This window comes from Leclercia sp. (assembly GCF_036780805.1).
Classification (GTDB): Bacteria; Pseudomonadota; Gammaproteobacteria; order Enterobacterales; family Enterobacteriaceae; genus Enterobacter.
Genome location: NZ_DAIQCE010000001.1, coordinates 904,456 through 926,013, shown reverse-complemented (window position 1 = coordinate 926,013; position 21,558 = coordinate 904,456). Strand labels below are relative to the sequence as shown.

Here is a 21,558-nt window from a genome sequence, read left to right as displayed (position 1 = left end):
CTGCCGGACATCAGCGCCAGGGGCTAAAAGGTCAGATTGTTGTTATTTTACGCTGACATCGATACCCGGGAAGTACTTCTTCGCCAGCTTATCGATAGTGCCGTCAGCGCGGACTTTATCAATGGCGGCATCCAGCTGCTTTTTGGTGGCCTCATCGCCTTTACGCAGGCCATAGCCGATACCGCTGCCGAGAATAGTGTCATCCGACACCGGTTTGCCGATAAAGCCGAAGCCTTTCCCCTGCGGTTTGCTGAGGAAACCGGCCTGCCCGGCGGCAGACATCACCAGCGAGGCGTCGATGCGGCCATTGAGCAGATCGCCCCAGGCCATGTTCTGATCTTTGTACGACACCACGGTGACGCCCTGCTTTTCCCAGTGCTCTTTGGCGTAGGTCTCCTGAATGGAGCCCTGCAACACGCCGATGGTCTTGCCTTTCAGCCCTTCCGGCGTGGCATCTACGGCGCTGCCAGTTTTGCCTACCAGCTGGGACGGAATACGGTAGATCGGCTGGGTAAAGTCGATGCTCTGACGACGCTGGTCGGTGATGTTCATCGCCGAGTTAATGGCGTCGAACTTCTTCGCCACCAGCCCCGGGATCAGCGCGTCAAACGAGGTTTCAACCCAGTTGCATTTCAGCGCTGCGGCGGCGCAAATCGCGTTGCCGAGCTCAATATCAAACCCTTCCAGCTCACCCGAGGCGTTGCGGCTCTCAAATGGCGGATACTCGGCTTCTACGCCGTAACGTAATTCGGTTGCCGCGAAGGAAGAAAACGAACACACCAATCCCAGGCCGACAACGAAGGCTTTTAATTTCATGACTGAACTCCTTAGCGTGGTGTTACCCGACACAGGGCCTGCGCACCTGCCCGTAATGTTGCCTCATCTTTGGCAAAAGAGAGACGGATTAATTTGTTATCTGTCCCGTCGGTATAAAACGCCGAAAGCGGGATGGTGGCAACACCGTAGTCAACAATCAGTCGTTTCACCATCTCGCTGTCGCGCTCGTCGCTGAAGTGGCTGTAATCGGCCAGCAGGAAGAACGAGCCTGCGCTCGGCAGCAGTCGGAACGGTGAATCGGCCATCAGATTGACCAGCAGATCGCGTTTGCGCTGGTAAAACGCCGCCAGCGACAGCCAGGTTTGCGGATCGGCCATGTGCTCGGCAAAAGCGTACTGCATAGGCGTATCGGCGGAAAACATTAAAAACTGATGGATCTTGCAGATCTCTTCCATCAATTCCGCCGGGGCCACGCAGTAGCCGACGCGCCAGCCGGTGACGTGGTAGGTTTTACCAAACGACGAGACGATTACGCTGCGCTCCGCCAGCCCGGGATGGGTCGCCATGCCGTGATGCGGCAGGTCGTCAAACACCACGTGCTCGTACACTTCGTCAGAGAGAATAATGATATCGGTGTTGCGGGTGATGGCCGCCAGCTGCGCCAGATCCTTGGCTGAGAAGACCTGCCCGCTCGGATTATGCGGCGTGTTAATAATGATCATCCGGGTGCGCGCGGTAATGGCGGCACGCACTTCATCCCAGTTCACCGCGAAATCCGGCACCGTCAGCTTGATGGCGATCGGCGTCGCGCCCTGCAGACGCACAATCGGCGCATAACTGTCGAACGAGGGCTCAAAGTAGATCACCTCATCGCCGGGATGCACCAGCCCGCTAATCGCCGAATAGAGCCCTTCGCTGGCGCTGGCGGTGATCAGCACTTCGCTGGCGGGATCGTATTGGGTGCCATACAGCGAGGCGATTTTATCGGCGATGCGCTCTTTCAGCGGTGCCAGCCCGGTCATGGACGCGTACTGGTTGTGACCCGCCTGCATCGCCCGGTGGACGCCCGCAACCAGCGCCGGATCGCACTCGAAGTTCGGCGCCCCCTGTGAAAGGTTGATGGCATTGTGTTCAGCGGAGAGCTGACCGATAACGGTAAAAATGGTGGTGCCAACGTCCGGCAGTTTGGAACGGGGTTGTATCGGAGTACGCAGCGTCATCGGAAATTCCTCTGGTAGAGATGCATAACTATTCAACCCGAACGCTATTGTGGCGACAATCGAATTGTTGTCATAATAGCCATGACAAAAAATCATACCTGGAGGTTCTGTGTCGCGTCGTTCTTTCCCGCTTACCGCCGTTGAGGCCTTTATCGTTACCGGGCGGCATCTGAATCTGACCCATGCCGCCAAAGAGCTGTGCCTGACCCAGGGGGCGGTGAGCCGCAAGATCGCTGCCCTCGAAAGCTGGTTCGGCTTTCCGCTGTTTGAGCGCCACGCCCGCGGGCTGCGCCTCTCCTCCCAGGGCAGCGCCCTGCTGCCGGATCTGCGCGCCTCGTATGAACACTTTCTGACGGTGGCGGACCAGGCGCGCGCTCAGCAAACCGTGGTGCGCCTTAAAGTTCCCACCTGCGCCATGCGCTGGCTGGTGCCGCGGCTGCTGCAGGTGGAGCGCGAACAGCCCGAGTTGCAGATAGCTTTAACCACCACCAACGAGCACAGCGTCAATTTCAAAACCGAATCCTATGACGCCGCCATCGTATTTGGCACCCAGCTCAGCGCCGGGGATCTGCTGTTCGAAGAGGCGTTAACCCCGGTGATCAGCCCCCTGCGCCAGGGCTCTGCCGTGGAGTCACTGACCTTCCTGCACCCGACCCGGGATAAGACCGACTGGTCGCTGTGGCTGGAAAAACAGGCGGAGCTGCCGGCCGTCATGCACAAAAATCAACACTTCGACACCATGGATCTGGCGATCACCGCCGCCATTCAGGGGCTTGGGGTCGCCATTGCCGACGAGACGCTGGTGGCGGAAGACATCCGCGCCGGGCGGCTGGTGCGGCCTTATGCCAGCAGCGTCAGGACCGGCGCCAGCTACCGTCTGGTGCTGCGGGAGTCGCGCGGCAAAGCGGCCGGGCTGGCCGCCTTTCGCGCGTGTCTGCTCAATCCAGGCTGACGTGGTGCTTCATCACCCGCTTAAACAGCGCCATGCGGGCACGCATAAAGCGGTTTTCAAGCTTAAATCCCGCATGTTTATTCACTCCGATGCGCAACAAGACGTCCCGCCTGTGGTGACAGGCAGGCCAGCGCGTCGGGCCATCCAGAGTATCGCACTGCCCGCTGGCATGGCGGGCGAAGCTGACCCAGTAATCGGCAACCTGGGCTGAGAACGCCAGGTCGTTATCATTCACATAGCGCCGGGCGGGCTCAGCCAGCGTGAGGGTATCAAACACGTACGGCACCTCGTTGCCATGCCAGGCCCCGTTGACGTAGGTGGCGTGCTCGGCTTCGGCCACATAGTCGAACCAGTAGCGCCAGCACGGCTGCCCGACCCGCTGCTGGGCCTGCATCACCACAAACCCCAGGGTGGTAAAGGCCATATCGCGGCACACCTGGCGCCCTAACTCGGCATCGTCTTTGATGCCGGGATAGAGCAGCTTGATCAACCCCAGTCCCAGCCGCCGCTCCCGACGCAGCTTCTGGATCTGCCCCGCGAGATCGATACCAAATACCGCCATCACGCTGGCTTCGTCACTGTTGGAGCCCACCATGATCGGCACCGGATGGTGGCGGGCGGCAAAAAAGACCTCCAGCATCGGCTCCGGCAGGACGCAATCCCCGACAATCGGCGCGGGCGCGACGTTCAGCGGAGCCGTCAGCGGCCAGAGCGCCTCGGGCGGGATCGCCCGCAGCTGCTCCGCGGTGGCGTCTTTCAGTCCAAAATGGGCCGCCAGCGCCTCGCCCTTTTTAAGGGCCTGCTCCCGGGGCGTATCCGGCAGGGTGTACCCGCTCTGGATAATCGCCTTATGAAACAGCCCCTTTGCCAGCGGGGAGGCCAGCAGGGAGAGCACGCTGCGGGCCCCGGCGGATTCGCCAAACAGGGTGATGTGGTTCGGGTCGCCGCCAAACTGCGCGATGTTGTCACGCACCCACGTCAGGGCGGCGATCTGATCCAGCAGGGCAAAGTTATGCACCACCCGCTCCTCTTCTCCTGCCAGCGCCGGATGGGCAAAAAAGCCCAGATGGCCCAGCCGGTAGTTGAGCGTCACCACAATCGCGCCGCGCTGCGTCAGGGCCTTGCCGTCATAGGGCGGCAGCCCGCCCGCGCCGATGGTGAAACCGCCCCCGTGCAGCCACACCATCACCGGTAGCGGCGTCGGACGCTGAACCGGAGACCAGACGTTCAGGTAGAGACAATCTTCCGAGAAACGTCCCGGATCGCCCCCGCCCAGCTGCTGGCAATACTCGCTGCTCTGCCAGCTCGACGGCGAAAAGGCAGTGGCTTCACGCACGCCCTGCCAGCTTTCAACAGGCTGCGGCGAACGCCAGCGCAGCGGCCCCACCGGCGGCGCGGCGTAGGGAATGGCGCGCCAGACCTGCACATCGCCATCCGTGATGCCGTTCAGCGCACCCTGGCGCGTGGTGATTATCGGGGAAGCGTCGTTTTCCATACTGACCTTAAGTTAATAACCCATCCCCGCAGAGTACCGTTTTCAGAGCAAACCGCAACGCCGCTTGCTGCGCTCTTCCGCCTCCCGGTAGAGGGTGAACTCATCCAGCACCGGACAGCCCAGCGCCTCCTCAAAGGCATCGCGGCTGGCATTGCCGTGGGTGCGGGCCTGAGTTTCGTTGCCGAGGTTCGACTGGAAGATCCCGGCGGCGCTCACCGGGAGGAAATCTTCATAGGTGATGGGCTGCGCCACCACCCAGCCGCGCTCAATCAGCGGCTGCGGGTCGTCGCCGGGGCCAAAGGAGTGACGATGCGACTCCCCGGCCGGGGTCAGGCGGTAGCGGAACCACGCCAGCCCCTGACGACGCAGGAAGATGTCGCTGTCGGGAAATTCCTGGAACACCTCCTGCAGATGCAGCTGGTGAGTCAGGTTGTCCTTGCCCGTTCCGGCTTCGTTAAGCAGACGATCGTACAGTTCGCGCCCTTTTGGCGTTAAGGCCACGCCGCGCTGCTCGATCTCGCCGAAGCGGGCGGTATGGGTGCCGCGCTGCTCGCCGGCAAACAGGACCGGCTCCTCCAGCGCCTTAAAGCTGGTCTGGCGCAGCAGGAGCGGCATCTCCCGGCGCGGCGGCCCTTCAATCACCATTTTCGGCTCAATGCCATACTCCGGCATCAGAGCCTGGACCCGGTCGATATCCAGGGTGCGCGGCGTCAGGTGGTTGATGTGGCAGCCAGGGAAGCAGACCACGTCGGCAATCAGCCGGTGTTCGTTGTGCAACGCCAGGTAGGTTTCGTGATCGACGGTGGCATGGCGATGCCAGCGGAAGGTCTCCAGCGCCTCCTGGACAAACTCCTCGGCCTGCGCCGGGGTGAACGCCCCTTCTGCTTCGTACAGGTCAATCAGTTCCAGACAGCGGGGAGTGAAGATAGTGCGACGGGCGAGGATCGCCGCCGCCTGCTCGCGCAGGGGAACGTTATCAATCAGATCGAGGCGCAGCAGCGAGGTGAAGATGCGAAACGGGTTGCGGCACAGGGCGGCATCCTCAACCGGACGAAACGCGGTGGAGTGGACCGGCACCCCGGCCTGGGAGAGATCGTAATAGCTGACCGGGAACATCCCCATAATGGCGAACATCCGCCGCAGGGTGGCCAGCTCCAGGGCCGTGCCGACACGGATCGCCCCGTGGCGTTCAAGGTTAAGGCGAGCCAGCTCATCCGCGTTGGCCAGTTGTTCATGCAGTTTCGGGTTATTTTCCAGTACCGCCAGATTCACATCCGCGACCAGCTCCAGCAGCGTCCCGTATTGCGGAACTTCCTGCTGATACATTGCCGACATCGCCTGTGAAAAGGTCTCCCGAATATCATCAGCCGTGATGTTGTTCGCCATGATTTAATGCCTCCAGTGAATATTATCTGGAGTGTAGAGAAGGCCATTGACGGCGTCTGGAAGAATTTACAAATTGTGATCCAGATGGAGAGGCGTACATTTCCTGACGCGCGGAGAAAGGAAGCGATTCAGGCGTCTGCACAACTATTTCCGGGCAGATCCAAAAAATGCTTGTTACTCAATTAGATTGGATGTTAATAATATTTTGCTAGCAGGTTATCAAAATTAAACAACTTTACTTGTCACTTCTCTGCCTCTGTTTTTAACATCGCCTATGGAAAAAAATGGTTTGTTTAGTCAGCGCATTCGTCTGCGCCATCTGCACACTTTTGTGGCCGTCGCTCAACAGGGAACGCTGGGGCGTGCGGCCGAAACACTTAATCTGAGCCAGCCTGCGCTCTCAAAAACGCTGAACGAGCTGGAACAGCTGACCGGTACCCGCCTGTTCGACCGTGGACGACTGGGCGCGCAGCTGACGCTGGTGGGAGAGCAGTTCCTGACCCACGCTATTAAAGTGCTTGATGCCCTGAATACGGCGGGTCAGTCCCTGACGCGGCGCAACGACGTGCCGGGCGATGTGGTGCGCATTGGTGCCCTCCCTACCGCGGCGCTGGGCATTCTGCCTGCGGTTATCGGCCAGTTCCACAAGCAGCAGCGCAACATCACGCTGCAGGTCGCCACCATGAATAACACCATGCTGCTGGCAGGACTGAAGACCGGGGAGCTGGATATTGGGATCGGCAGAATGTCGGACCCGGAGCTGATGAGCGGTCTCAACTATGAGCTGCTGTTCCTGGAATCCCTGAAGCTGGTGGTGCGTCCGCGCCATCCGATCCTCAATGATACCGTGACCCTCAGCCGGGTTATGGAGTGGCCGGTGGTGGTCTCCCCCAAAGGCACCGTTCCGCGCCAGACCGCGGAAACCTTACTGCATGCCCAGGGGTGCAAGCTGCCGTCGGGCTGCATCGAAACCCTGTCCGCCTCCCTGTCGCGCCAGCTGACGGTGGATTATGACTATGTCTGGTTTGTCCCTTCCGGCGCGGTGAAAGAAGATCTGCGCCAGGGCTCGCTGGTGGCGCTGCCGGTAACGACCTCCAGCCCCGGCGAACCCATTGGGGTATTAACCCGCGTGGAAGCCCCGCTCTCCACCGCCACCCAGACGTTGCTCAGCGCCATACGTAAATCCATGCCGGTGTGATCACACTTCCTCTATGCCCGTCTTGATGACGGGCTTTTTGTTTCCATTACTCAAATAATGCGAAATCATTCATTAACAATTGCGCTAAACAATTTAACAGATTTATCATACCCGCCGAATTCACCAAATGGTTCATTCAAATAACGCAGCGGTGAATTCTCTGGCGCTGTAACGGCGTCATGTCCGACTTTTTCATCATGGATCTTTTCTTCTGTTACCCATTTGGTTCAGGCCGGGTTCTGCCTGTCCCATGAAGACAAGATTATTTCAGGAGACAGAAATGGCTATAGGTAATTCGCTACGTGGGTTCCCCCGGATCCTGCTGTGGCTGCTGGTTGGTCTGATGACACTCATCGGACTGGCCGTCGGTGGGCTGGGCTTTAAGCTCGTCACCGTTGGGGGAAGCTGGTACTTCCTGATCATGGGCGTGGTGATGCTGATCGCCGCGTTCCTTATTGCACGTCGCCGCGCCAGCGGCATCGTCCTGTACGCGGTGGCGTTTATCGCCTCTCTGATCTGGGCCGTGAGCGACGCGGGCTGGGATTTCTGGCCGCTGTTCTCGCGCCTGTTCACCTTTGCGGTGCTGGCCTTCCTGGCCGCTATCCTCTGGCCGTTCCTGCGTGGCGCGGGTGAGCCGGTCAACAAAGCCCCGGCGTTCGGTCTTGCTGCCGTGCTGGCGGTGGTCATGCTGGTGAGCGTCGGCTGGATGTTTAAGCCGCAAACGCTGGTTGCCGCTAACGAACCCGTCCCGGTTAAACCGGTAGCCGAGGGCCAGCAGCAGAAGAACTGGGAGCACTGGGGTAATACCACCCACGGCGACCGTTTTGCCGCCCTCGACCAGATTAACAAGCAGAACGTTAACGATCTGAAAGTGGCCTGGGTTGCCCATACCGGCGACATTCCGCAAAGCAACGGCTCCGGCGCAGAAGACCAGAACACCCCGTTGCAGATTGGCGACACGCTGTATGTCTGTACTCCGTACAGCAAGGTGCTGGCGCTGGATGTGGACTCCGGGAAAGAGAAGTGGCGTTATGATTCGAAAGCCACCGCGCCAAACTGGCAGCGCTGCCGTGGCCTGGGCTATTTCGAAGACACCTCTAACGTGACAACGTCACCGAAAGAGACTCAGCCTGCCGCCTGCGCGCGCCGTCTGTTCCTGCCGACTACCGATGCCCGTCTGGTTGCTATCAACGCCGACAACGGCAAGCTGTGCGAAGACTTTGGCGACCACGGCGTGGTTGACCTGAGCGTGGGCATGGGTGACGTGAAGCCTGGCTACTATCAGCAGACCTCCACCCCGCTGGTGGCGGGTAACGTTGTAGTAGTGGGCGGTCGCGTGGCGGATAACTTCTCTACCGGTGAACCGCCGGGGGTAGTGCGTGCCTATGACGTGCATACCGGCAAACTCACCTGGGCCTGGGATCCGGGCAACCCGAACCTGACCGGCCTGCCGCCGGAAGGCCAGACCTACACCCGCGGGACGCCGAACGTCTGGTCAGCGATGTCCTATGACGCGAAGCTGAACCTGATCTACCTCCCGACCGGTAACGCCACCCCGGACTTCTGGGCCGGTGAACGTACCGAGCTGGACGATAAATACAGCTCCTCGATTGTGGCGGTGGATGCCGCGACCGGCCAGGTACGCTGGCATTTCCAGACCACCCACCACGATCTGTGGGACTTCGACCTGCCGTCCCAGCCGCTGCTGTACGATCTGCCGGATGATAAAGGCGGTACCACCCCGGTACTGGTGCAGACCAGCAAGCAGGGCATGATCTTTATGCTCAACCGCGAAACCGGCGAGCCGGTGGCGAAAGTGGAAGAGCGTCCGGTGCCTGCCGGGAACGTCGAGGGCGAGCGTTACTCACCTACCCAGCCGTACTCGGTCGGTATGCCGATGATTGGCAACCAGACCCTGCACGAGTCGGATATGTGGGGCGCGACGCCGGTTGACCTGCTGCTGTGCCGCATTCAGTTTAAAGAGATGCGCCATCAGGGCGTCTTCACCCCGCCGGGCCTGGATCGCTCTCTGCAGTTCCCGGGCTCGCTGGGTGGGATGAACTGGGGCAGCGTCTCGGTTGACCCGAACAACAGCCTGATGTTCGTTAACGATATGCGTCTGGGTCTGGCGAACTACATGGTGCCGCGCGCCAATGTAGCCAAAAACGCCAGCGGGATTGAGATGGGGATCGTGCCGATGGACGGTACGCCGTTCGGCGCGATGCGCGAGCGTTTCCTGTCGCCGCTGGGCATTCCGTGCCAGAAACCGCCGTTTGGCACCATGTCTGCCGTGGATCTGAAATCCGGCAAACTGGTGTGGCAGGTACCGGTAGGCACCGTGGAAGATACCGGCCCGCTGGGGATCCGCATGCACATGCCAATCCCAATCGGGATGCCGACCCTGGGCGCGTCGCTCTCCACGCAGTCCGGCCTGCTGTTCTTCGCCGGTACTCAGGACTTCTACCTGCGCGCGTTCGATACTGCCAACGGGAAAGAGATCTGGAAAGACCGTCTGCCGGTGGGCAGCCAGTCCGGCCCGATGACCTACGTGTCACCGAAAACCGGGAAGCAGTACATCATCATCAATGCGGGTGGCGCACGTCAGTCACCGGATCGCGGGGATTACATCATCGCGTACGCCTTGCCTGATAAGCAGTAATGACCCAGCCGGCCACCTCGTGTGGCCGGTTTTTTTTCACGGCGTGCCGGATAAAGCATTCTGGACCCAGGTCGCCGTTTTGCCGCCCTGGTAATTCACCACCCAGCTCTGTCTGACCCCGGCTGGCCAGCAGCTGCGCATCACCGCCCGCTTCGTCTCGTCAAAGAAAGGTTTATCCCCCGCCGCCTCGTAGTCCGCCGCCCGCCCGTTCAGCTTGACGTTAAACGACACCGTCACCCTGCCGGAGTAGTTCTGCGCCGCCGCCTGCTCGGGATAGCGCGGTTGAACCCGGTAAACATCGCCTTCGCAGTCTGCCTGCCCGCTCTCCGCGGTCGAGGTGCTACCCCCCACGGGAAAGGAGAGGCCGACCCCCACGCCGCCGCTGCCGCCACCGCCGCCTATGCCCACGCCGCCAACTCCTACACTGCCGCCGGACGCACACCCTGCCAGTAACCCTGCGGTACAAACCACCTGCATAAAGTGTTTCATCACCCTGTTCCTCTTCAGCCCTTACAACCAGCATAGCGGGGAATAAAAAAAGGGTTCATGTCGAAACATGAACCCTTATTGCCCGGCGGCGCTTCGCTTGCACGGGCCTACGATTTTGTAGGCCGGGTAAGCGCAGCGCCACCCGGCAAAACCCGTCGCACGGATTACAAAATCAGAAGGTTTCCCAGTTATCGCCATCGACCACCGCCGGGCGCAGCGGTGCGGAAGGCGTGGCCGGGGCGGCTTTGCTGCTGCTACGGGTCTGGGTCATTCCGTGCAGACGGAAGGTGCCGACCGCTTCGGTCAGACGGGCAGCCTGATCTTCCAGCGAGGCCGCCGCGGCGGAGGCTTCTTCCACCAGCGAGGCGTTCTGCTGGGTCACTTTATCCATCTCCGAGATCGCCTGGCTGACCTGCACGATGCCACGGCTCTGCTCGTCAGAAGCCGCCGCGATCTCCAGCATGATGTCGGTGACGCGTTTCACCGCTTCCACGATCTCATTCATGGTATTACCTGCTGCCACCACTTCGCCGGAGCCCTGATCGATGAGCGTTACCGATTCGCTGATCAGTCCTTCAATCTCTTTCGCGGCGTTGGCGCTGCGGCTGGCCAGCGTACGGACTTCGCTGGCGACCACGGCAAACCCACGGCCCTGCTCACCGGCACGGGCAGCTTCCACCGCGGCGTTCAGCGCCAGGATGTTGGTCTGGAAAGCGATGCTGTTGATCACGGCGGTAATTTCAGAAATTTTCTTCGAGCTGCTGGAGATATTACCCATGGTTTTCACCACGCCGGAGACCATCTGGCCGCCACGGCTGGCTTTACCGGAGGCATCTTCCGCCAGTTTGCTGGCGTGATGCGCGTTATCGGCGTTCTGCTTCACGGTCGCGGTCAGCTGCTCCATGCTGGCAGCCGTCTGCTCAATGGCCGCGGCCTGCTGTTCGGTACGTGATGAGAGATCGGTGTTACCGGCGGAGATTTCACTGGTCCCGCGATAGATCTCTTCCGCCCCCTGACGCACGGTGCCTACGGTGCCCACCAGCGAGCGCTGCATGGTTTGCAGGTCGTGAGTCAGACGGCCAATTTCGCTGCGCCCGGTCAGATCTTCTGCCAGGGTCAGGTCGCCTTTGGCGATATGGGCAATACGATTCGCCGCGCGCTGCAGCGGGTTAATCACCGTACGACGCAGCACGACAAAGGTGATCACCGTCAGCACCAGCGCCAGACCAAAGGCGCCGATCATAAACATCAGCCCCAGCTGGGTGCGGGTATGGGCCTGTTCGGTCAGCATATTGGCGCGGTCGGTACGGATCTTGATCGCCTTCAGCAACACCTCGTTATAGGCGTCATCCAGCGGACGCGCGCTCTCATTTTCATGGTTGATAATGGCTTCGAACATGCCGTTTTTGGCATATTTCAGCATCGGCTGCATGCCAGCAATGTAGGCCTGATAGTTCGATTTCAGCTCGCCATCCAGGGCTTCATCCGCTGGGGTACGAACGCCGCGGTTCATGTAAATGGCAAAGCTGTCCTGAGACTGTTTAATACGCTGTTCGGCTTCCGCGATGTTCTTTTTCATCGCGTCCATCTCTGCAATACGGCTGGCGGCACCCGCGTGGATCATGTTGATACGCGCCGTGCGCAGGTGGTTGGAACTGTTTGATAACCCGGTACGCACCTGAATTTCGGCGGTGACATCCTGCTGGTCTTTATCTGCCTGCAGTAAAAAGTAGCCTGCCAGCCCGGCGCTCAGGGCAAACAGCAGAATAATACCACCCAAAATCGAGGAGATAAGCGGAAGCAGCCTGATGTGATGCAGGAAGCCCAGCTTATGCTGCGCCCGAACTGTTGTTGTTTTGTCCATAGCCGTTGACTCTCTCATAGGTAAGATGCGTGGAAACACGCCTGTAAAATAGTCATCGGCACTACACTGGATTTGATTACGGCTAAAATCGCAACACTGGTCACACTTTCGTAATGATTTTCAACGAAATGGCGTCCCGCTGCCCATAACGGCGCAGCGGGAGAGAGAGGGTCTGTTAGTTATCGCCGAAATGGATAACGGTGCGGATGGATTTCCCTTCGTGCATCAGGTCAAAGGCTTCGTTGATCTGCTCCAGCGGCAGGCGGTGGGTAATGAACGGATCGAGCTGGATTTTGCCCGCCATTGCGTCCTCTACCATGCCCGGCAGCTGGGTGCGGCCTTTCACGCCGCCAAAGGCGGAACCACGCCAGACGCGTCCGGTGACCAGCTGGAACGGACGGGTTTTGATCTCCTGCCCGGCACCGGCCACGCCGATGATCACGCTTTCGCCCCAGCCCTTGTGGCAGCACTCCAGCGCCGCGCGCATCACGTTAACGTTACCAATGCACTCAAAGCTGAAGTCGACGCCGCCGTCGGTAAGTTCAACAATCACGTCCTGCACCGGCTTGTCGTAGTCGTTCGGGTTGACGAAATCGGTCGCGCCCATTTCACCGGCCAGTTTGAATTTTTCCGGGTTGGTGTCCACCGCCAGAATACGTCCGGCCTTGGCCTGCACCGCCCCCTGGATAACCGCCAGACCAATCCCGCCCAGGCCAAATACCGCTACGGTATCGCCCTCTTTCACTTTTGCGGTGTTGTGTACTGCGCCGATCCCGGTCGTCACGCCGCAGCCCAGCAGACAGACCTTATCCAGCGGTGCCTGCGGGTTGACTTTCGCCAGCGAGATTTCGGCGCAGACGGTGTATTCGCTGAAGGTGCTGGTACCCATGTAGTGATAGATCGGCTCGCCGTTGTAAGAGAAACGGGTGGTGCCGTCCGGCATCAGGCCTTTACCCTGAGTGGCGCGAACCGCCTGGCAGAGGTTGGTTTTGCCGGATTTACAGAACTTACACTCGCGACACTCGGCGGTGTACAGCGGGATGACGTGATCGCCCGGCTGCAGGCTGGTCACGCCCTCGCCCACTTCCACCACCACGCCGCCGCCTTCATGGCCGAGCACCGCCGGGAAAACGCCTTCCGGATCGTCACCGGACAGGGTAAACGCATCGGTGTGGCACACGCCGGTATGGGTGATTTTGACCAGCACTTCGCCTTTCTTTGGCGGTGCCACATCAATTTCAACAATTTTCAGCGGCTGGCCTGGGCCAAATGCAACAGCAGCACGTGATTTCATCTTGCTTTCCTTTTAGTGATGTCAGGTTTTTATTTTAGATAAGAGCGCAGCAAATGACCGACTTCTGCCATTCTGACCGCCCGCTGATCGGGGGTGGTTTCGCCCGTCACCAGCTCATCTTTGAGGTGAATTTCAACCATCTCGCCCATTAACCCGTTAGCCGCCCCGCGCACCGCGGCGATCTGCTGCAGGATAGCGAGACAGGGTTCGCCGGATTCGAGCGCCCGCTCCAGGGCATCGACCTGCCCGCGAATGCGGCGCACGCGCGTCAGGACACGTTTTTTATCTTCAGGTGAATGTGGCATGGAATGGGCTCCTTGATACTGTAGGGGGGTATGGTATGTGATTTTAGCGCGTAGTGTAAACAGGAATGTTTGTGCAGGTATTGTCAGGGGGGTAATTACAGAACAGGCAGCCAGACTGCCCCGAACAGGGGCAGTCTGGCTATTTCAGGAGTGGACAGTCAATAAACCCTAAGCAGGCGACTTAGATATCATCATGCGTGAAACCGACCACAATCTCGAGCGTATTGCGTATCACTTCGGCAGCATCCTGATCGGATGTGAGTTCAAGGGCATAAATTAATTGCAGGATAATCTGTTTATTTGTCAGATTATCTCCACCGAGCAAGATACATCTTATCGCTGAACCTAATACTGCCGCCTCCTCATATAAGGTATTTCCTGAGGAACGAAAGTAGGACGCCAGCGCCTGGTCGTTTAGCGCATTGAAATGCTGTGTGTGCTGAGTAATGTTGGGTTTCATAGTATCCACTCAAAAAATTAATGTTTCTTAACAGACCTGAAAGGCTCATCGCGCGCGATAAGACGGTGCATATTTTCGATATTATAATTCCCTCTGACGTCCGAATGCTCTCCGGCACTGGCTTTAACCCGTTGTTCTATCTCTACTATCGCGGCCGAAAGCGCATTTCGTCTTTCAGAATCAAATTCTGTACTGGCCATTTTCTTCAGTTTAATGGCGAGAGACCTAAAATTTATTGGACCTTTGTCTTTTAAAATTAACAAAACAGCCTCGCCAATAAGATCGTCTTTCAGTTTTTCAAATCTTGTTCTATGCATAACTTTTCTCACATTGCTGTCGGTAGCAAGGCACTCCGCAGCACGCTATCAATACTATTTTCTGCGTCAGACCTTGCCCACCCAACGCATACTCATATATCGAGTGATTGAAGCTAAAGCAGCGCGTTACTGTTATCGTTCAAAAAAAAGGCTTATTAGCGCGTTATAGTGTGCTATTTCTGCTTCATCATCCGTCTGCTCCACCCGCCGTAATAATTTTGTACAGATAGCCAGTCGGCTCAGATGACGTCCTTCACTCAGAATCTCACCCACGATTAAACCCAGCGTCTCCTGCTGGCTGCGCATGCTGGCTTTATTAAAATAGGCTGTGATTGCCTGAGCTGAACTTTGGCGCGAACTGTTACCTCGCATAGGTGCTCCGTGTCGACGTTGAGTGGTTAAAAACTTGCTAAAAAAATATACTAATTTGTGATAGCTGTACACACCGATTGTACAACTTTCTGGTTTTTTAAATTGCCATCCAAGTTAAATTTAAAAATAATTCATATTTAACAATAACTTACATTTAATAATAAATTTAAAAATTTACAAAAATATTGTACTTAAGCCTTTCATTAATGAAACTTAACTATTATTCATAAACGCGAGAATCCTGCCTGAAACCAAGGATTTCAGCGAATCATATATTGTCCTGAACAGGGAAAATATATTCTCTGGTTTTGCCAGAGTTAAATACTTTTGCCGAACCGCGCCTGACGTTTAATCCCCGCAGTAGGCAACTGCATACTCTTGTCAGGCGCAATTCAGGTATTAAACCGGCCTAATATTTTGATTCATCCGAAACAGGTTTGTGGGGTCGTACTTACTCTTGAGCTCCACCAGCCGGTTCCAGGTGGCCCCATACGCAAAGGCGATGCGGTCGGTCTCTTCCTGAGTGAGAAAGTTGATGTAGGCCCCGCTGCTGGCAAAGGGCTGTGATTTGGCAAAGAACTCCCGCGCCCAGGCGATGCAGCGCTCATCCTCGGCGGCGGTTTCCCAGCGCCCGTGCACGTTCATCACGTAATTCGCATCCCGGCTGGAGTAGGCCATGGCCTCGGGCGCGACGCGGGTCGTCTGGCCGCCAATCGTCCCGATGAATATTTCACAGTGCGGTGACGGCAGCCTGGCCGCGTATTCGATGATGGCATCGATCACACCGTCGCTGATTTGCGCGAAGTTGTGCGACTTCCAGTAGTTGCGCGCCCCTTTCACCAGCAGCGGGTCGAAGGCCTGCTGCCAGGCCGTATAGGGCTGCACCCCGACATGTTCCCCCAGCACCGTGCCGAACTCGCGCAGCGGCGCGATAAGCCTCTCGCCCTCTTCCGGATCGCCCACATAGCACAGGGCCAGCGCGATCATCTCCCTGCCGTGAACCTCCCCGGGCAAGAACGGCAGCGGCGGCGCTTTGCGCGTGACCATCCAGACGTTCAGCTCGTCCGGCATGGTTTCGGTGAAGCGGGCAAACTGCGCGATCACCGATTTGGCCTGCTCAAACGGAAAGACGATGAGTCCGCTCAGCACCTCTGGCCCGACGGGATGGAGCTGGAAGTCAAAGCGCGTCACGACGCCAAAGTTGCCGCCGCCGCCCCGCAGTCCCCAGAAGAGATCCGGGTTTTCCGATTCGCTGGCGTTCAGCTGCTGGCCGTCCGCCGTAATGACTTCGGCAGAGAGCAGATTGTCGATGGTCATTCCGTACTTGCGACTCAGCCAGCCGAACCCGCCGCCGAGGGTCAGGCCAGCCACCCCGGTGGTTGAATTGATGCCCAGCGGCGTGGCGAGGCCATGAGCCTGCACAACCCGATCAAACTCGGCCAGGGTGCAGCCGGGGCCGACGCTGGCCGTGCGGGTAGTCACATCCACCTGCACGTCCTTCATCAGCGAGAGATCGATCATCAGACCCTCGTCGCAGACGGCGTTGCCGGCGATGTTATGCCCACCGCCGCGGATCGAAATGAGGAGATGTTGCGTGCGGCCAAACTGGATGGCGCGGATAACATCCTCCGTGGACGTGCAGCGGGCGATTATCGCGGGTTTGCGGTCGATCATGGCATTCCAGATCTGGCGCACCTCGTCGTAACCGGCATCGTCCGGAAGCAGCACTTCCCCCTGGAAGTGCGTTTTGAACTCTTCGATATTGACCTTCATGATTGTCACCTGGCGTTGTTTAACCCTACTAATTATGGTGGGTTTTGCGCGCCATAGCAGGGTAATTCGCCTTCACCCGATGACCCTAAGCTAAACATTTTCAGCATAACCTTAAGGCAGCGCCTGCGCGGATCGGCCAGACTTAACCTTTTTGTTTATAAGGATGCCACGCGATGAAACGTCTGGTTATGTCGATCTTCTCCAGCCCGGAGTCGCTGCTGCAGGTGATGAGTCAGCAGGAAATTATTGAAGCCGTCGAGGACGGGGACCGCATTATTATCGATCAGGATGGTAACGCCTCGGTCAATTACAAAAGCAAAGAGGTGCGAGAGGACTTTCTGCGCCATGTTAACGCGCTAAAGAGGGCCTGATATGGGAACGGCGATATTTATGGTGCTGATGGTAAGCGGATACTGGTACACCAGTCGCGACCTCTCCACCCGGTTTAAAATTAAGCGCTCCTTCGGCTGGGATGTCTATTTTCTGGTCGCATTGTACGGCTGTATCTTCGTGCTGCAGGGCGTCATCGCAACCGGCCTGCTCTGGCTGGTGCTGCTCGGGTGCTCTTATGCAGCCAATACGTTCCACTTAACCGCCCAGGACAACGCCAACTGGCAAGTGGATTTTATGAACTGGAGCTTTCTGGGGATCCAGGCGCCGGTAGTGGTGATGCTGGCCTTTGCCATCCTGTTTTGTCTTTATCGCTCAAACTGGGCGGGCAGCGCCAGGCTGGACGGTGAAGGCCGGAAAAAGCTGTACAAGCGCCTGTCGCAATCCAGCGGTATTGAACAGCTGCTGTATCAGTGCATGGAGGAAGGCGAGCTGGCGCTGGTGACGCTGAAGTCGCGGCGTATTTATGTCGGCATGATCCATACCGCGACCCTGGAATATGAAAAGACCGCCAATATCGTGCTGATCCCGATGCTCAGCGGCTACCGTGACGGTACCACGCTGAATCTGTGCATTGAGCACAATTACAGCAAGTGGTACGCCGAGCATGACATTACCCTCGATTCACAACCCAGAAGCGCGATGGCCTTCCGAAAGGTGATTATGCTGGATCAAATTGAAAGTCTTTCACTCTTCGATCCCGCCAGCGCCAGCGCGCTGGATCTGGAGCAGCGTGCGGAGAAAATCGACTGATCGGTTCGCCGATCATGAAGATAGCTCATGTTGTCGTGAAATTTAGTCGCTTTCCCTCTTCCAGGGGCTCTGGCATAAAAGATGCATTAACGTATCAGCAACATAAAGACTGAAGTTATAACGCTTCAGTTTTTATGCCAGAGCTCAGGAAGTGAGATGACAATGAATAAAGACTTCACCTTCACGATTAAGCGCAGTCGTTTCGATGAGAATTATAACCCCTCAGAAAACACGCGTATTACCACTAACTTTGCTAATCTGGCCCGGGGCGACAACCGCCAGCAGAACCTGCGTAATACGTTAGTCATGATCGACAACCGATTCAACGCCTTAGCGCACTGGGATAACCCCAAAGGTGATCGTTATTCCGTTGAACTGGATATTATCTCCGTCGAGATGAATATTGATGCGGAAAATAATCGTTTTACCTTCCCGGCCATTGAAATCCTGAAAACCAATATTGTTGATAAACACACCAACGAGCGTATTGAAGGGATTGTCGGGAATAACTTCTCTTCCTACGTGCGGGATTATGATTTCAGCGTATTGCTGCCGAATCACAATAAACATCAGACTGAGTTCAGCATTCCGCAGGACTTTGGCGCGCTACACGGCAATATCTTCAAACATTTCGTTAATTCGCCAGAATATCAGCAGAGCTTTAACAAGCCGCCGGTGATTTGCCTTAGCGTTTCCAATAAAAACGTCTATCAACGCATCGGAAATGAACATCCGGTGTTAGGCATCGAATATCAGCAGCAGGGTTCGTCGCTGACCGAAGCCTACTTCAAAAAAATGGGCCTGCAGGTGCGCTACTTTATGCCGCCAAACAGCGCCGCGCCGCTGGCATTCTTTTTCATCGGCGATTTACTGAACGACTACAGCTTTATCGAGCTGATCGGCACCATCAGTACGATGGAGACGTTCCAGAAAATTTATCGCCCTGAGATTTACAACGCGAACTCGGTCGCCGGGCAACAGTATCAACCCAGCCTGACCAACCAGGATCACTCCTTGACCAAAATTGTTTACGATCGCGAAGAGCGTAGTCAGTTAGCGATTGAGCAGGGAAAGTTTACTGAAAAACATTTCATCAAACCGTACAAAAATATTCTTGAGCAATGGTCTGCTCAGTACGCGCGTTGATTCATTAAAAATATAAGGTCACCTGTTATGAAAACATTGCTCCCCACCTCCACGGCCGGCAGCTTGCCTAAACCGTCCTGGCTCGCGCAACCTGAGACCCTGTGGTCTCCCTGGAAGCTGGAAAATGAGGAATTACTCGCCGGCAAGCAGGATGCGCTGCGTTTATCCCTCGACGATCAGCTGCGGGCGGGCATTGATATCGTCAGCGATGGTGAGCAAACGCGTCAGCATTTCGTCACCACCTTTATTGAGCACCTCAGCGGCGTCGATTTTGAGAAACGCGAAGTCGTTAAGATCCGTAATCGCTACGATGCCAGCGTGCCGACCGTCGTGGGGGCCGTCGCCCGCCAGAAGCCGGTGTTTGTTGACGATGCCAAATATCTCCGTCAGCTCACTACCCAGCCGATCAAATGGGCGTTGCCGGGCCCGATGACGATGATCGACACCCTCTATGACAACCACTATAAAAGCCGCGAAAAACTGGCCTGGGAATTCGCCAAAATCCTCAACCAGGAAGCCCGCGAGTTAGAGGCGGCGGGTGTGGATATTATCCAGTTTGATGAACCGGCCTTTAATGTGTTTTTCGATGAAGTGAATGACTGGGGCATCGCCGCGTTAGAGCGCGCCATCGAAGGGCTGAAGTGTGAAACGGCGGTACACATCTGCTACGGCTATGGCATTAAAGCTAATACCGACTGGAAAAAGACGCTGGGCTCGGAGTGGCGGCAGTATGAAGAGGCGTTCCCTAAACTGCAGACCTCGAATATCGACATCATTTCCCTGGAGTGCCATAACTCGCGCGTGCCGATGGATCTGCTGGAGCTGATCCGCGGTAAAAAAGTGATGGTGGGCGCTATCGATGTAGCCACCAACACCGTCGAGACGCCCGAAGAGGTGGCCAACACCTTACGCAAAGCGCTGCAGTTCGTTGATGCCGACAAGCTCTACCCTTCAACCAACTGCGGGATGGCACCATTATCCCGCCAGGTTGCCAACGGCAAGCTCAATGCCTTAAGCGCCGGAGCGGAAATTATCCGCAGAGAGCTATAAGGTGTAGTTTGAGCGTAGGCCGGGCAAGCGCAGCGCCCCCGGCTTTTCTCCTGAAAAGTCAGCCAGCACCCGCTGGCTGTAAAGACGTCATTCCCAGACAGCCATCGCAAGGGCCGCGACATAAAGCCCGAACCCATACGCCATATGCGTGAGCAGACTCAGCAGGCGAGCCAGCCACGGGCGGGGCGTGCGTGACGCGGCTATACCAAATCCCAATGCGGGCTGCAGGATCATGAAAGGTGCCAGTAACGTTATCAGACCAGTCAGCAGGCCTGCTGCAAGAGTGGGTTCACTGAGCCAGACAGTGCCGTTCAGCAAAAGCGGTATCAAAGCAAAAACTATCCCGGTCAGATAGTGGAATACCCAGCCAGTAAATAACTCACCCGGCATGCGCGGCGTCGAGATAATCGTATGATGGTAAAACCTTCCTCCGGGCAAACTTAATATCCAGCGCCCTACCAGGGCATAGTTCAGTGGCGGAACCTTGAGGAGGCGTTTTTGACACCATGACCATACATCCATCACCAGCGTTGCGCCAATTCCGACGATGACAGTTTTAAAAACAATAAACATATCCAATGCCTGCGTCCTTTTTTCCATGAAATGATAAGCTGAACGCCAGTGTGCAACTTAAAGCATGGTTTAAGTCAATGATGAAAGAACTGGATATCGGAGAAATTGCGGCTCTTGCCGGGGTTACACCCTCAGCGTTGCGGTATTACGAAAAGAAAGGGTTAATCAAACCTGTCGGCCGTAATGGTCTGAGGCGGCAGTACCATGAAAATGTCCTTAGTAAATTGCAACTGATTACGTTGGGACAGGCGGCGGGATTTACTCTGGATGACATTGCGTCGATGTTTGGGACGGAAGGTAAGTTAGCCTTAGATCGCGAGCGTCTTAACCAACGTTCGAGGGAGATTGACGCGACCATTCGCAAACTGCAGCTGTTAAGCCGGGGGCTAAAGCATATTGCGCAGTGTACGCAGCCAGAGCATACCGATTGCGAAGAATTCAAAAGAGTGGTTGCCAAAGGGCTAAGGTTCGTCGGATAAATCCATTTCTTACGCTAAGACCTTCCCGCCACCTTAAAAGTCCAACCGCATCCCTACGCGCCGCGCCGGATCGAAACCCTTTTCAACTTCCTCTTCTTTCTGGCTTCTCAGATGAAGCGGGCACGATTCGCCCTCCACTACCTCAAAACCCAGCGTGGCGTAAAATTTTGCATTGAAGGCGGCCATATTATCTGTTGTCAATGTCGCCCCAGCCAGGCCGCGTTGTTGTCCGGTAGAGAGCAGTGCCTGCATTAACACTCTGCCGATCCCACGGCGCTGCCAGTCTGGATGCACATCAATTTCGGCAATATGCAGCCATCTGTTCTCGACTACGCCTGCTACGAATTCTACGGGGGTCGAATCCGGAGTAAACGCAGCGAGTAGCAAACCGTCGCGGCTGAAATCAGCAAAATCTTTCAGGCTATTTGCGACAGCCTGGCCTGTTACCGCCCCTGCTTCGCGTAGTGTCTCAAAAGCAGCTAATTCAATGGCGCGTAATGCAGCAAAATGTTCAGGCTGCGCAGGGCTGATAGTCATGTCCGGACCTGGGTTTTTCATCTGTTCCTCCCCACTCAGTAAGACCAAATTATGCCTGTCCGCTACCCG

Annotated in this window: 22 protein-coding genes; 8 read left to right on the top strand and 14 right to left on the bottom strand. The window is 56.9% G+C overall.

Features of this window, described 5'->3' with window-relative positions; translation table 11 throughout:
* Positions 1 to 42: 42 nt before the first annotated feature.
* Positions 43 to 816, bottom strand: a complete 774-nt coding sequence (locus V7Q49_RS04295; RefSeq protein WP_333849495.1) for an ABC transporter substrate-binding protein — start codon at positions 814 to 816, stop codon at positions 43 to 45.
* Between the two features lie 11 nt (positions 817 to 827).
* Complete coding sequence (locus tag V7Q49_RS04290) at positions 828 to 1,997, bottom strand: pyridoxal phosphate-dependent aminotransferase (RefSeq protein ID WP_333849494.1); 1,170 nt, start codon at positions 1,995 to 1,997, stop codon at positions 828 to 830.
* Positions 1,998 to 2,106: 109 nt separating this feature from the next.
* Between V7Q49_RS04290 and V7Q49_RS04285 the strand changes: the two genes are divergently transcribed.
* Positions 2,107 to 2,949, top strand: coding sequence for a LysR substrate-binding domain-containing protein (locus tag V7Q49_RS04285; protein ID WP_333849493.1), 843 nt, complete (start codon positions 2,107 to 2,109; stop codon positions 2,947 to 2,949).
* Here the strand turns inward: V7Q49_RS04285 and V7Q49_RS04280 are convergent.
* Complete coding sequence (locus tag V7Q49_RS04280; RefSeq protein WP_333849492.1) at positions 2,936 to 4,444, bottom strand: carboxylesterase/lipase family protein; 1,509 nt, start codon at positions 4,442 to 4,444, stop codon at positions 2,936 to 2,938. The genes V7Q49_RS04285 and V7Q49_RS04280 overlap by 14 nt on opposite strands.
* Positions 4,445 to 4,486: 42 nt before the next feature.
* Complete coding sequence (gene hglS / locus V7Q49_RS04275; RefSeq protein WP_333849491.1) at positions 4,487 to 5,830, bottom strand: 2-oxoadipate dioxygenase/decarboxylase HglS; 1,344 nt, start codon at positions 5,828 to 5,830, stop codon at positions 4,487 to 4,489.
* Between the two features lie 274 nt (positions 5,831 to 6,104).
* Here hglS and V7Q49_RS04270 point away from each other — a divergent pair, with 274 nt between their 5' ends.
* Positions 6,105 to 7,028: a LysR substrate-binding domain-containing protein gene (locus tag V7Q49_RS04270; RefSeq protein WP_333849490.1), complete on the top strand. Its 924-nt coding sequence runs from the start codon at positions 6,105 to 6,107 to the stop codon at positions 7,026 to 7,028.
* Between the two features lie 280 nt (positions 7,029 to 7,308).
* Positions 7,309 to 9,687, top strand: a complete 2,379-nt coding sequence (locus V7Q49_RS04265) for a glucose/quinate/shikimate family membrane-bound PQQ-dependent dehydrogenase (RefSeq protein ID WP_333849489.1) — start codon at positions 7,309 to 7,311, stop codon at positions 9,685 to 9,687.
* Between the two features lie 36 nt (positions 9,688 to 9,723).
* Here V7Q49_RS04265 and V7Q49_RS04260 read toward each other — a convergent pair whose 3' ends face one another.
* The 8 genes from V7Q49_RS04260 to V7Q49_RS04225 all read right to left on the bottom strand — a co-directional run bounded on the left by V7Q49_RS04260 (position 9,724) and on the right by V7Q49_RS04225 (position 16,561).
* On the bottom strand, positions 9,724 to 10,176 hold the full coding sequence (locus tag V7Q49_RS04260; RefSeq protein WP_333849488.1) for an energy transducer TonB: 453 nt from the start codon (positions 10,174 to 10,176) through the stop codon (positions 9,724 to 9,726).
* Between the two features lie 172 nt (positions 10,177 to 10,348).
* A complete protein-coding gene (locus V7Q49_RS04255) occupies positions 10,349 to 12,040 on the bottom strand; it encodes a methyl-accepting chemotaxis protein (protein ID WP_333849487.1) in 1,692 nt (563 codons plus the stop codon).
* 175 nt (positions 12,041 to 12,215) lie between these two features.
* On the bottom strand, positions 12,216 to 13,334 hold the full coding sequence (locus V7Q49_RS04250) for an S-(hydroxymethyl)glutathione dehydrogenase/class III alcohol dehydrogenase (RefSeq protein WP_333849486.1): 1,119 nt from the start codon (positions 13,332 to 13,334) through the stop codon (positions 12,216 to 12,218).
* Between the two features lie 29 nt (positions 13,335 to 13,363).
* Positions 13,364 to 13,639 (bottom strand): metal/formaldehyde-sensitive transcriptional repressor, encoded by a 276-nt coding sequence (locus V7Q49_RS04245; protein ID WP_131632708.1) that lies wholly within the window; start codon positions 13,637 to 13,639, stop codon positions 13,364 to 13,366.
* A gap of 181 nt (positions 13,640 to 13,820) precedes the next feature.
* Positions 13,821 to 14,087 (bottom strand): biofilm development regulator YmgB/AriR family protein, encoded by a 267-nt coding sequence (locus tag V7Q49_RS04240; RefSeq protein ID WP_442913057.1) that lies wholly within the window; start codon positions 14,085 to 14,087, stop codon positions 13,821 to 13,823.
* A gap of 29 nt (positions 14,088 to 14,116) precedes the next feature.
* On the bottom strand, positions 14,117 to 14,416 hold the full coding sequence (locus V7Q49_RS04235; protein WP_333849484.1) for a hypothetical protein: 300 nt from the start codon (positions 14,414 to 14,416) through the stop codon (positions 14,117 to 14,119).
* A gap of 132 nt (positions 14,417 to 14,548) precedes the next feature.
* Positions 14,549 to 14,788, bottom strand: a complete 240-nt coding sequence (ycgZ, locus tag V7Q49_RS04230; protein WP_333849483.1) for a regulatory protein YcgZ — start codon at positions 14,786 to 14,788, stop codon at positions 14,549 to 14,551.
* A 399-nt stretch (positions 14,789 to 15,187) separates the two neighbouring features.
* On the bottom strand, positions 15,188 to 16,561 hold the full coding sequence (locus tag V7Q49_RS04225; protein ID WP_333849482.1) for an FAD-binding oxidoreductase: 1,374 nt from the start codon (positions 16,559 to 16,561) through the stop codon (positions 15,188 to 15,190).
* Between the two features lie 173 nt (positions 16,562 to 16,734).
* Here V7Q49_RS04225 and V7Q49_RS04220 point away from each other — a divergent pair, with 173 nt between their 5' ends.
* From V7Q49_RS04220 to V7Q49_RS04205, 4 genes are all read left to right on the top strand, one after another.
* Positions 16,735 to 16,932 carry a hypothetical protein gene (locus V7Q49_RS04220; protein ID WP_333849481.1) on the top strand — a complete coding sequence of 66 codons (198 nt, stop codon included), beginning with the start codon at positions 16,735 to 16,737 and terminating at the stop codon, positions 16,930 to 16,932.
* Between the two features lies 1 nt (position 16,933).
* A complete protein-coding gene (locus V7Q49_RS04215; RefSeq protein ID WP_333849480.1) occupies positions 16,934 to 17,704 on the top strand; it encodes a hypothetical protein in 771 nt (256 codons plus the stop codon).
* A gap of 162 nt (positions 17,705 to 17,866) precedes the next feature.
* The gene (locus V7Q49_RS04210; RefSeq protein WP_333850489.1) at positions 17,867 to 18,850 is read left to right on the top strand and encodes a DUF1852 domain-containing protein; all 984 of its coding nucleotides are present in this window, start codon (positions 17,867 to 17,869) and stop codon (positions 18,848 to 18,850) included.
* Positions 18,851 to 18,877: 27 nt separating this feature from the next.
* Positions 18,878 to 19,900, top strand: coding sequence for a methionine synthase (locus V7Q49_RS04205; RefSeq protein ID WP_333849479.1), 1,023 nt, complete (start codon positions 18,878 to 18,880; stop codon positions 19,898 to 19,900).
* An 87-nt stretch (positions 19,901 to 19,987) separates the two neighbouring features.
* Here V7Q49_RS04205 and V7Q49_RS04200 read toward each other — a convergent pair whose 3' ends face one another.
* Positions 19,988 to 20,473, bottom strand: a complete 486-nt coding sequence (locus V7Q49_RS04200; protein WP_333849478.1) for a DUF2938 domain-containing protein — start codon at positions 20,471 to 20,473, stop codon at positions 19,988 to 19,990.
* 80 nt (positions 20,474 to 20,553) lie between these two features.
* On the opposite strand from V7Q49_RS04200, the gene V7Q49_RS04195 reads away from it, so the two are divergent.
* On the top strand, positions 20,554 to 20,952 hold the full coding sequence (locus tag V7Q49_RS04195; protein ID WP_333850488.1) for a helix-turn-helix domain-containing protein: 399 nt from the start codon (positions 20,554 to 20,556) through the stop codon (positions 20,950 to 20,952).
* A gap of 33 nt (positions 20,953 to 20,985) precedes the next feature.
* Here the strand turns inward: V7Q49_RS04195 and V7Q49_RS04190 are convergent, their stop codons facing one another.
* Complete coding sequence (locus tag V7Q49_RS04190; protein ID WP_333849477.1) at positions 20,986 to 21,510, bottom strand: GNAT family N-acetyltransferase; 525 nt, start codon at positions 21,508 to 21,510, stop codon at positions 20,986 to 20,988.
* Positions 21,511 to 21,558: the final 48 nt, after the last annotated feature.

Excerpts from the sequence above, each read along its gene's own strand:
- V7Q49_RS04225 (WP_333849482.1), bottom strand. The coding sequence starts at position 16,561 with ATGAAGGTCAATATCGAAGAGTTCAAAACGCACTTCCAGGGGGAAGTG.
- V7Q49_RS04265 (WP_333849489.1), top strand. The coding sequence starts at position 7,309 with ATGGCTATAGGTAATTCGCTACGTGGGTTCCCCCGGATCCTGCTGTGG.
- V7Q49_RS04295 (WP_333849495.1), bottom strand. The coding sequence starts at position 816 with ATGAAATTAAAAGCCTTCGTTGTCGGCCTGGGATTGGTGTGTTCGTTT.
- hglS (WP_333849491.1), bottom strand. The coding sequence starts at position 5,830 with ATGGCGAACAACATCACGGCTGATGATATTCGGGAGACCTTTTCACAG.
- V7Q49_RS04255 (WP_333849487.1), bottom strand. The coding sequence starts at position 12,040 with ATGGACAAAACAACAACAGTTCGGGCGCAGCATAAGCTGGGCTTCCTG.
- V7Q49_RS04290 (WP_333849494.1), bottom strand. The coding sequence starts at position 1,997 with ATGACGCTGCGTACTCCGATACAACCCCGTTCCAAACTGCCGGACGTT.
- V7Q49_RS04210 (WP_333850489.1), top strand. The coding sequence starts at position 17,867 with ATGAATAAAGACTTCACCTTCACGATTAAGCGCAGTCGTTTCGATGAG.
- V7Q49_RS04250 (WP_333849486.1), bottom strand. The coding sequence starts at position 13,334 with ATGAAATCACGTGCTGCTGTTGCATTTGGCCCAGGCCAGCCGCTGAAA.
- V7Q49_RS04280 (WP_333849492.1), bottom strand. The coding sequence starts at position 4,444 with ATGGAAAACGACGCTTCCCCGATAATCACCACGCGCCAGGGTGCGCTG.
- V7Q49_RS04195 (WP_333850488.1), top strand. The coding sequence starts at position 20,554 with ATGAAAGAACTGGATATCGGAGAAATTGCGGCTCTTGCCGGGGTTACA.
- V7Q49_RS04220 (WP_333849481.1), top strand. The coding sequence starts at position 16,735 with ATGAAACGTCTGGTTATGTCGATCTTCTCCAGCCCGGAGTCGCTGCTG.
- V7Q49_RS04205 (WP_333849479.1), top strand. The coding sequence starts at position 18,878 with ATGAAAACATTGCTCCCCACCTCCACGGCCGGCAGCTTGCCTAAACCG.
- V7Q49_RS04200 (WP_333849478.1), bottom strand. The coding sequence starts at position 20,473 with ATGTTTATTGTTTTTAAAACTGTCATCGTCGGAATTGGCGCAACGCTG.
- V7Q49_RS04270 (WP_333849490.1), top strand. The coding sequence starts at position 6,105 with ATGGAAAAAAATGGTTTGTTTAGTCAGCGCATTCGTCTGCGCCATCTG.
- V7Q49_RS04260 (WP_333849488.1), bottom strand. The coding sequence starts at position 10,176 with ATGAAACACTTTATGCAGGTGGTTTGTACCGCAGGGTTACTGGCAGGG.
- ycgZ (WP_333849483.1), bottom strand. The coding sequence starts at position 14,788 with ATGCGAGGTAACAGTTCGCGCCAAAGTTCAGCTCAGGCAATCACAGCC.
- V7Q49_RS04190 (WP_333849477.1), bottom strand. The coding sequence starts at position 21,510 with ATGAAAAACCCAGGTCCGGACATGACTATCAGCCCTGCGCAGCCTGAA.
- V7Q49_RS04215 (WP_333849480.1), top strand. The coding sequence starts at position 16,934 with ATGGGAACGGCGATATTTATGGTGCTGATGGTAAGCGGATACTGGTAC.
- V7Q49_RS04235 (WP_333849484.1), bottom strand. The coding sequence starts at position 14,416 with ATGCATAGAACAAGATTTGAAAAACTGAAAGACGATCTTATTGGCGAG.
- V7Q49_RS04245 (WP_131632708.1), bottom strand. The coding sequence starts at position 13,639 with ATGCCACATTCACCTGAAGATAAAAAACGTGTCCTGACGCGCGTGCGC.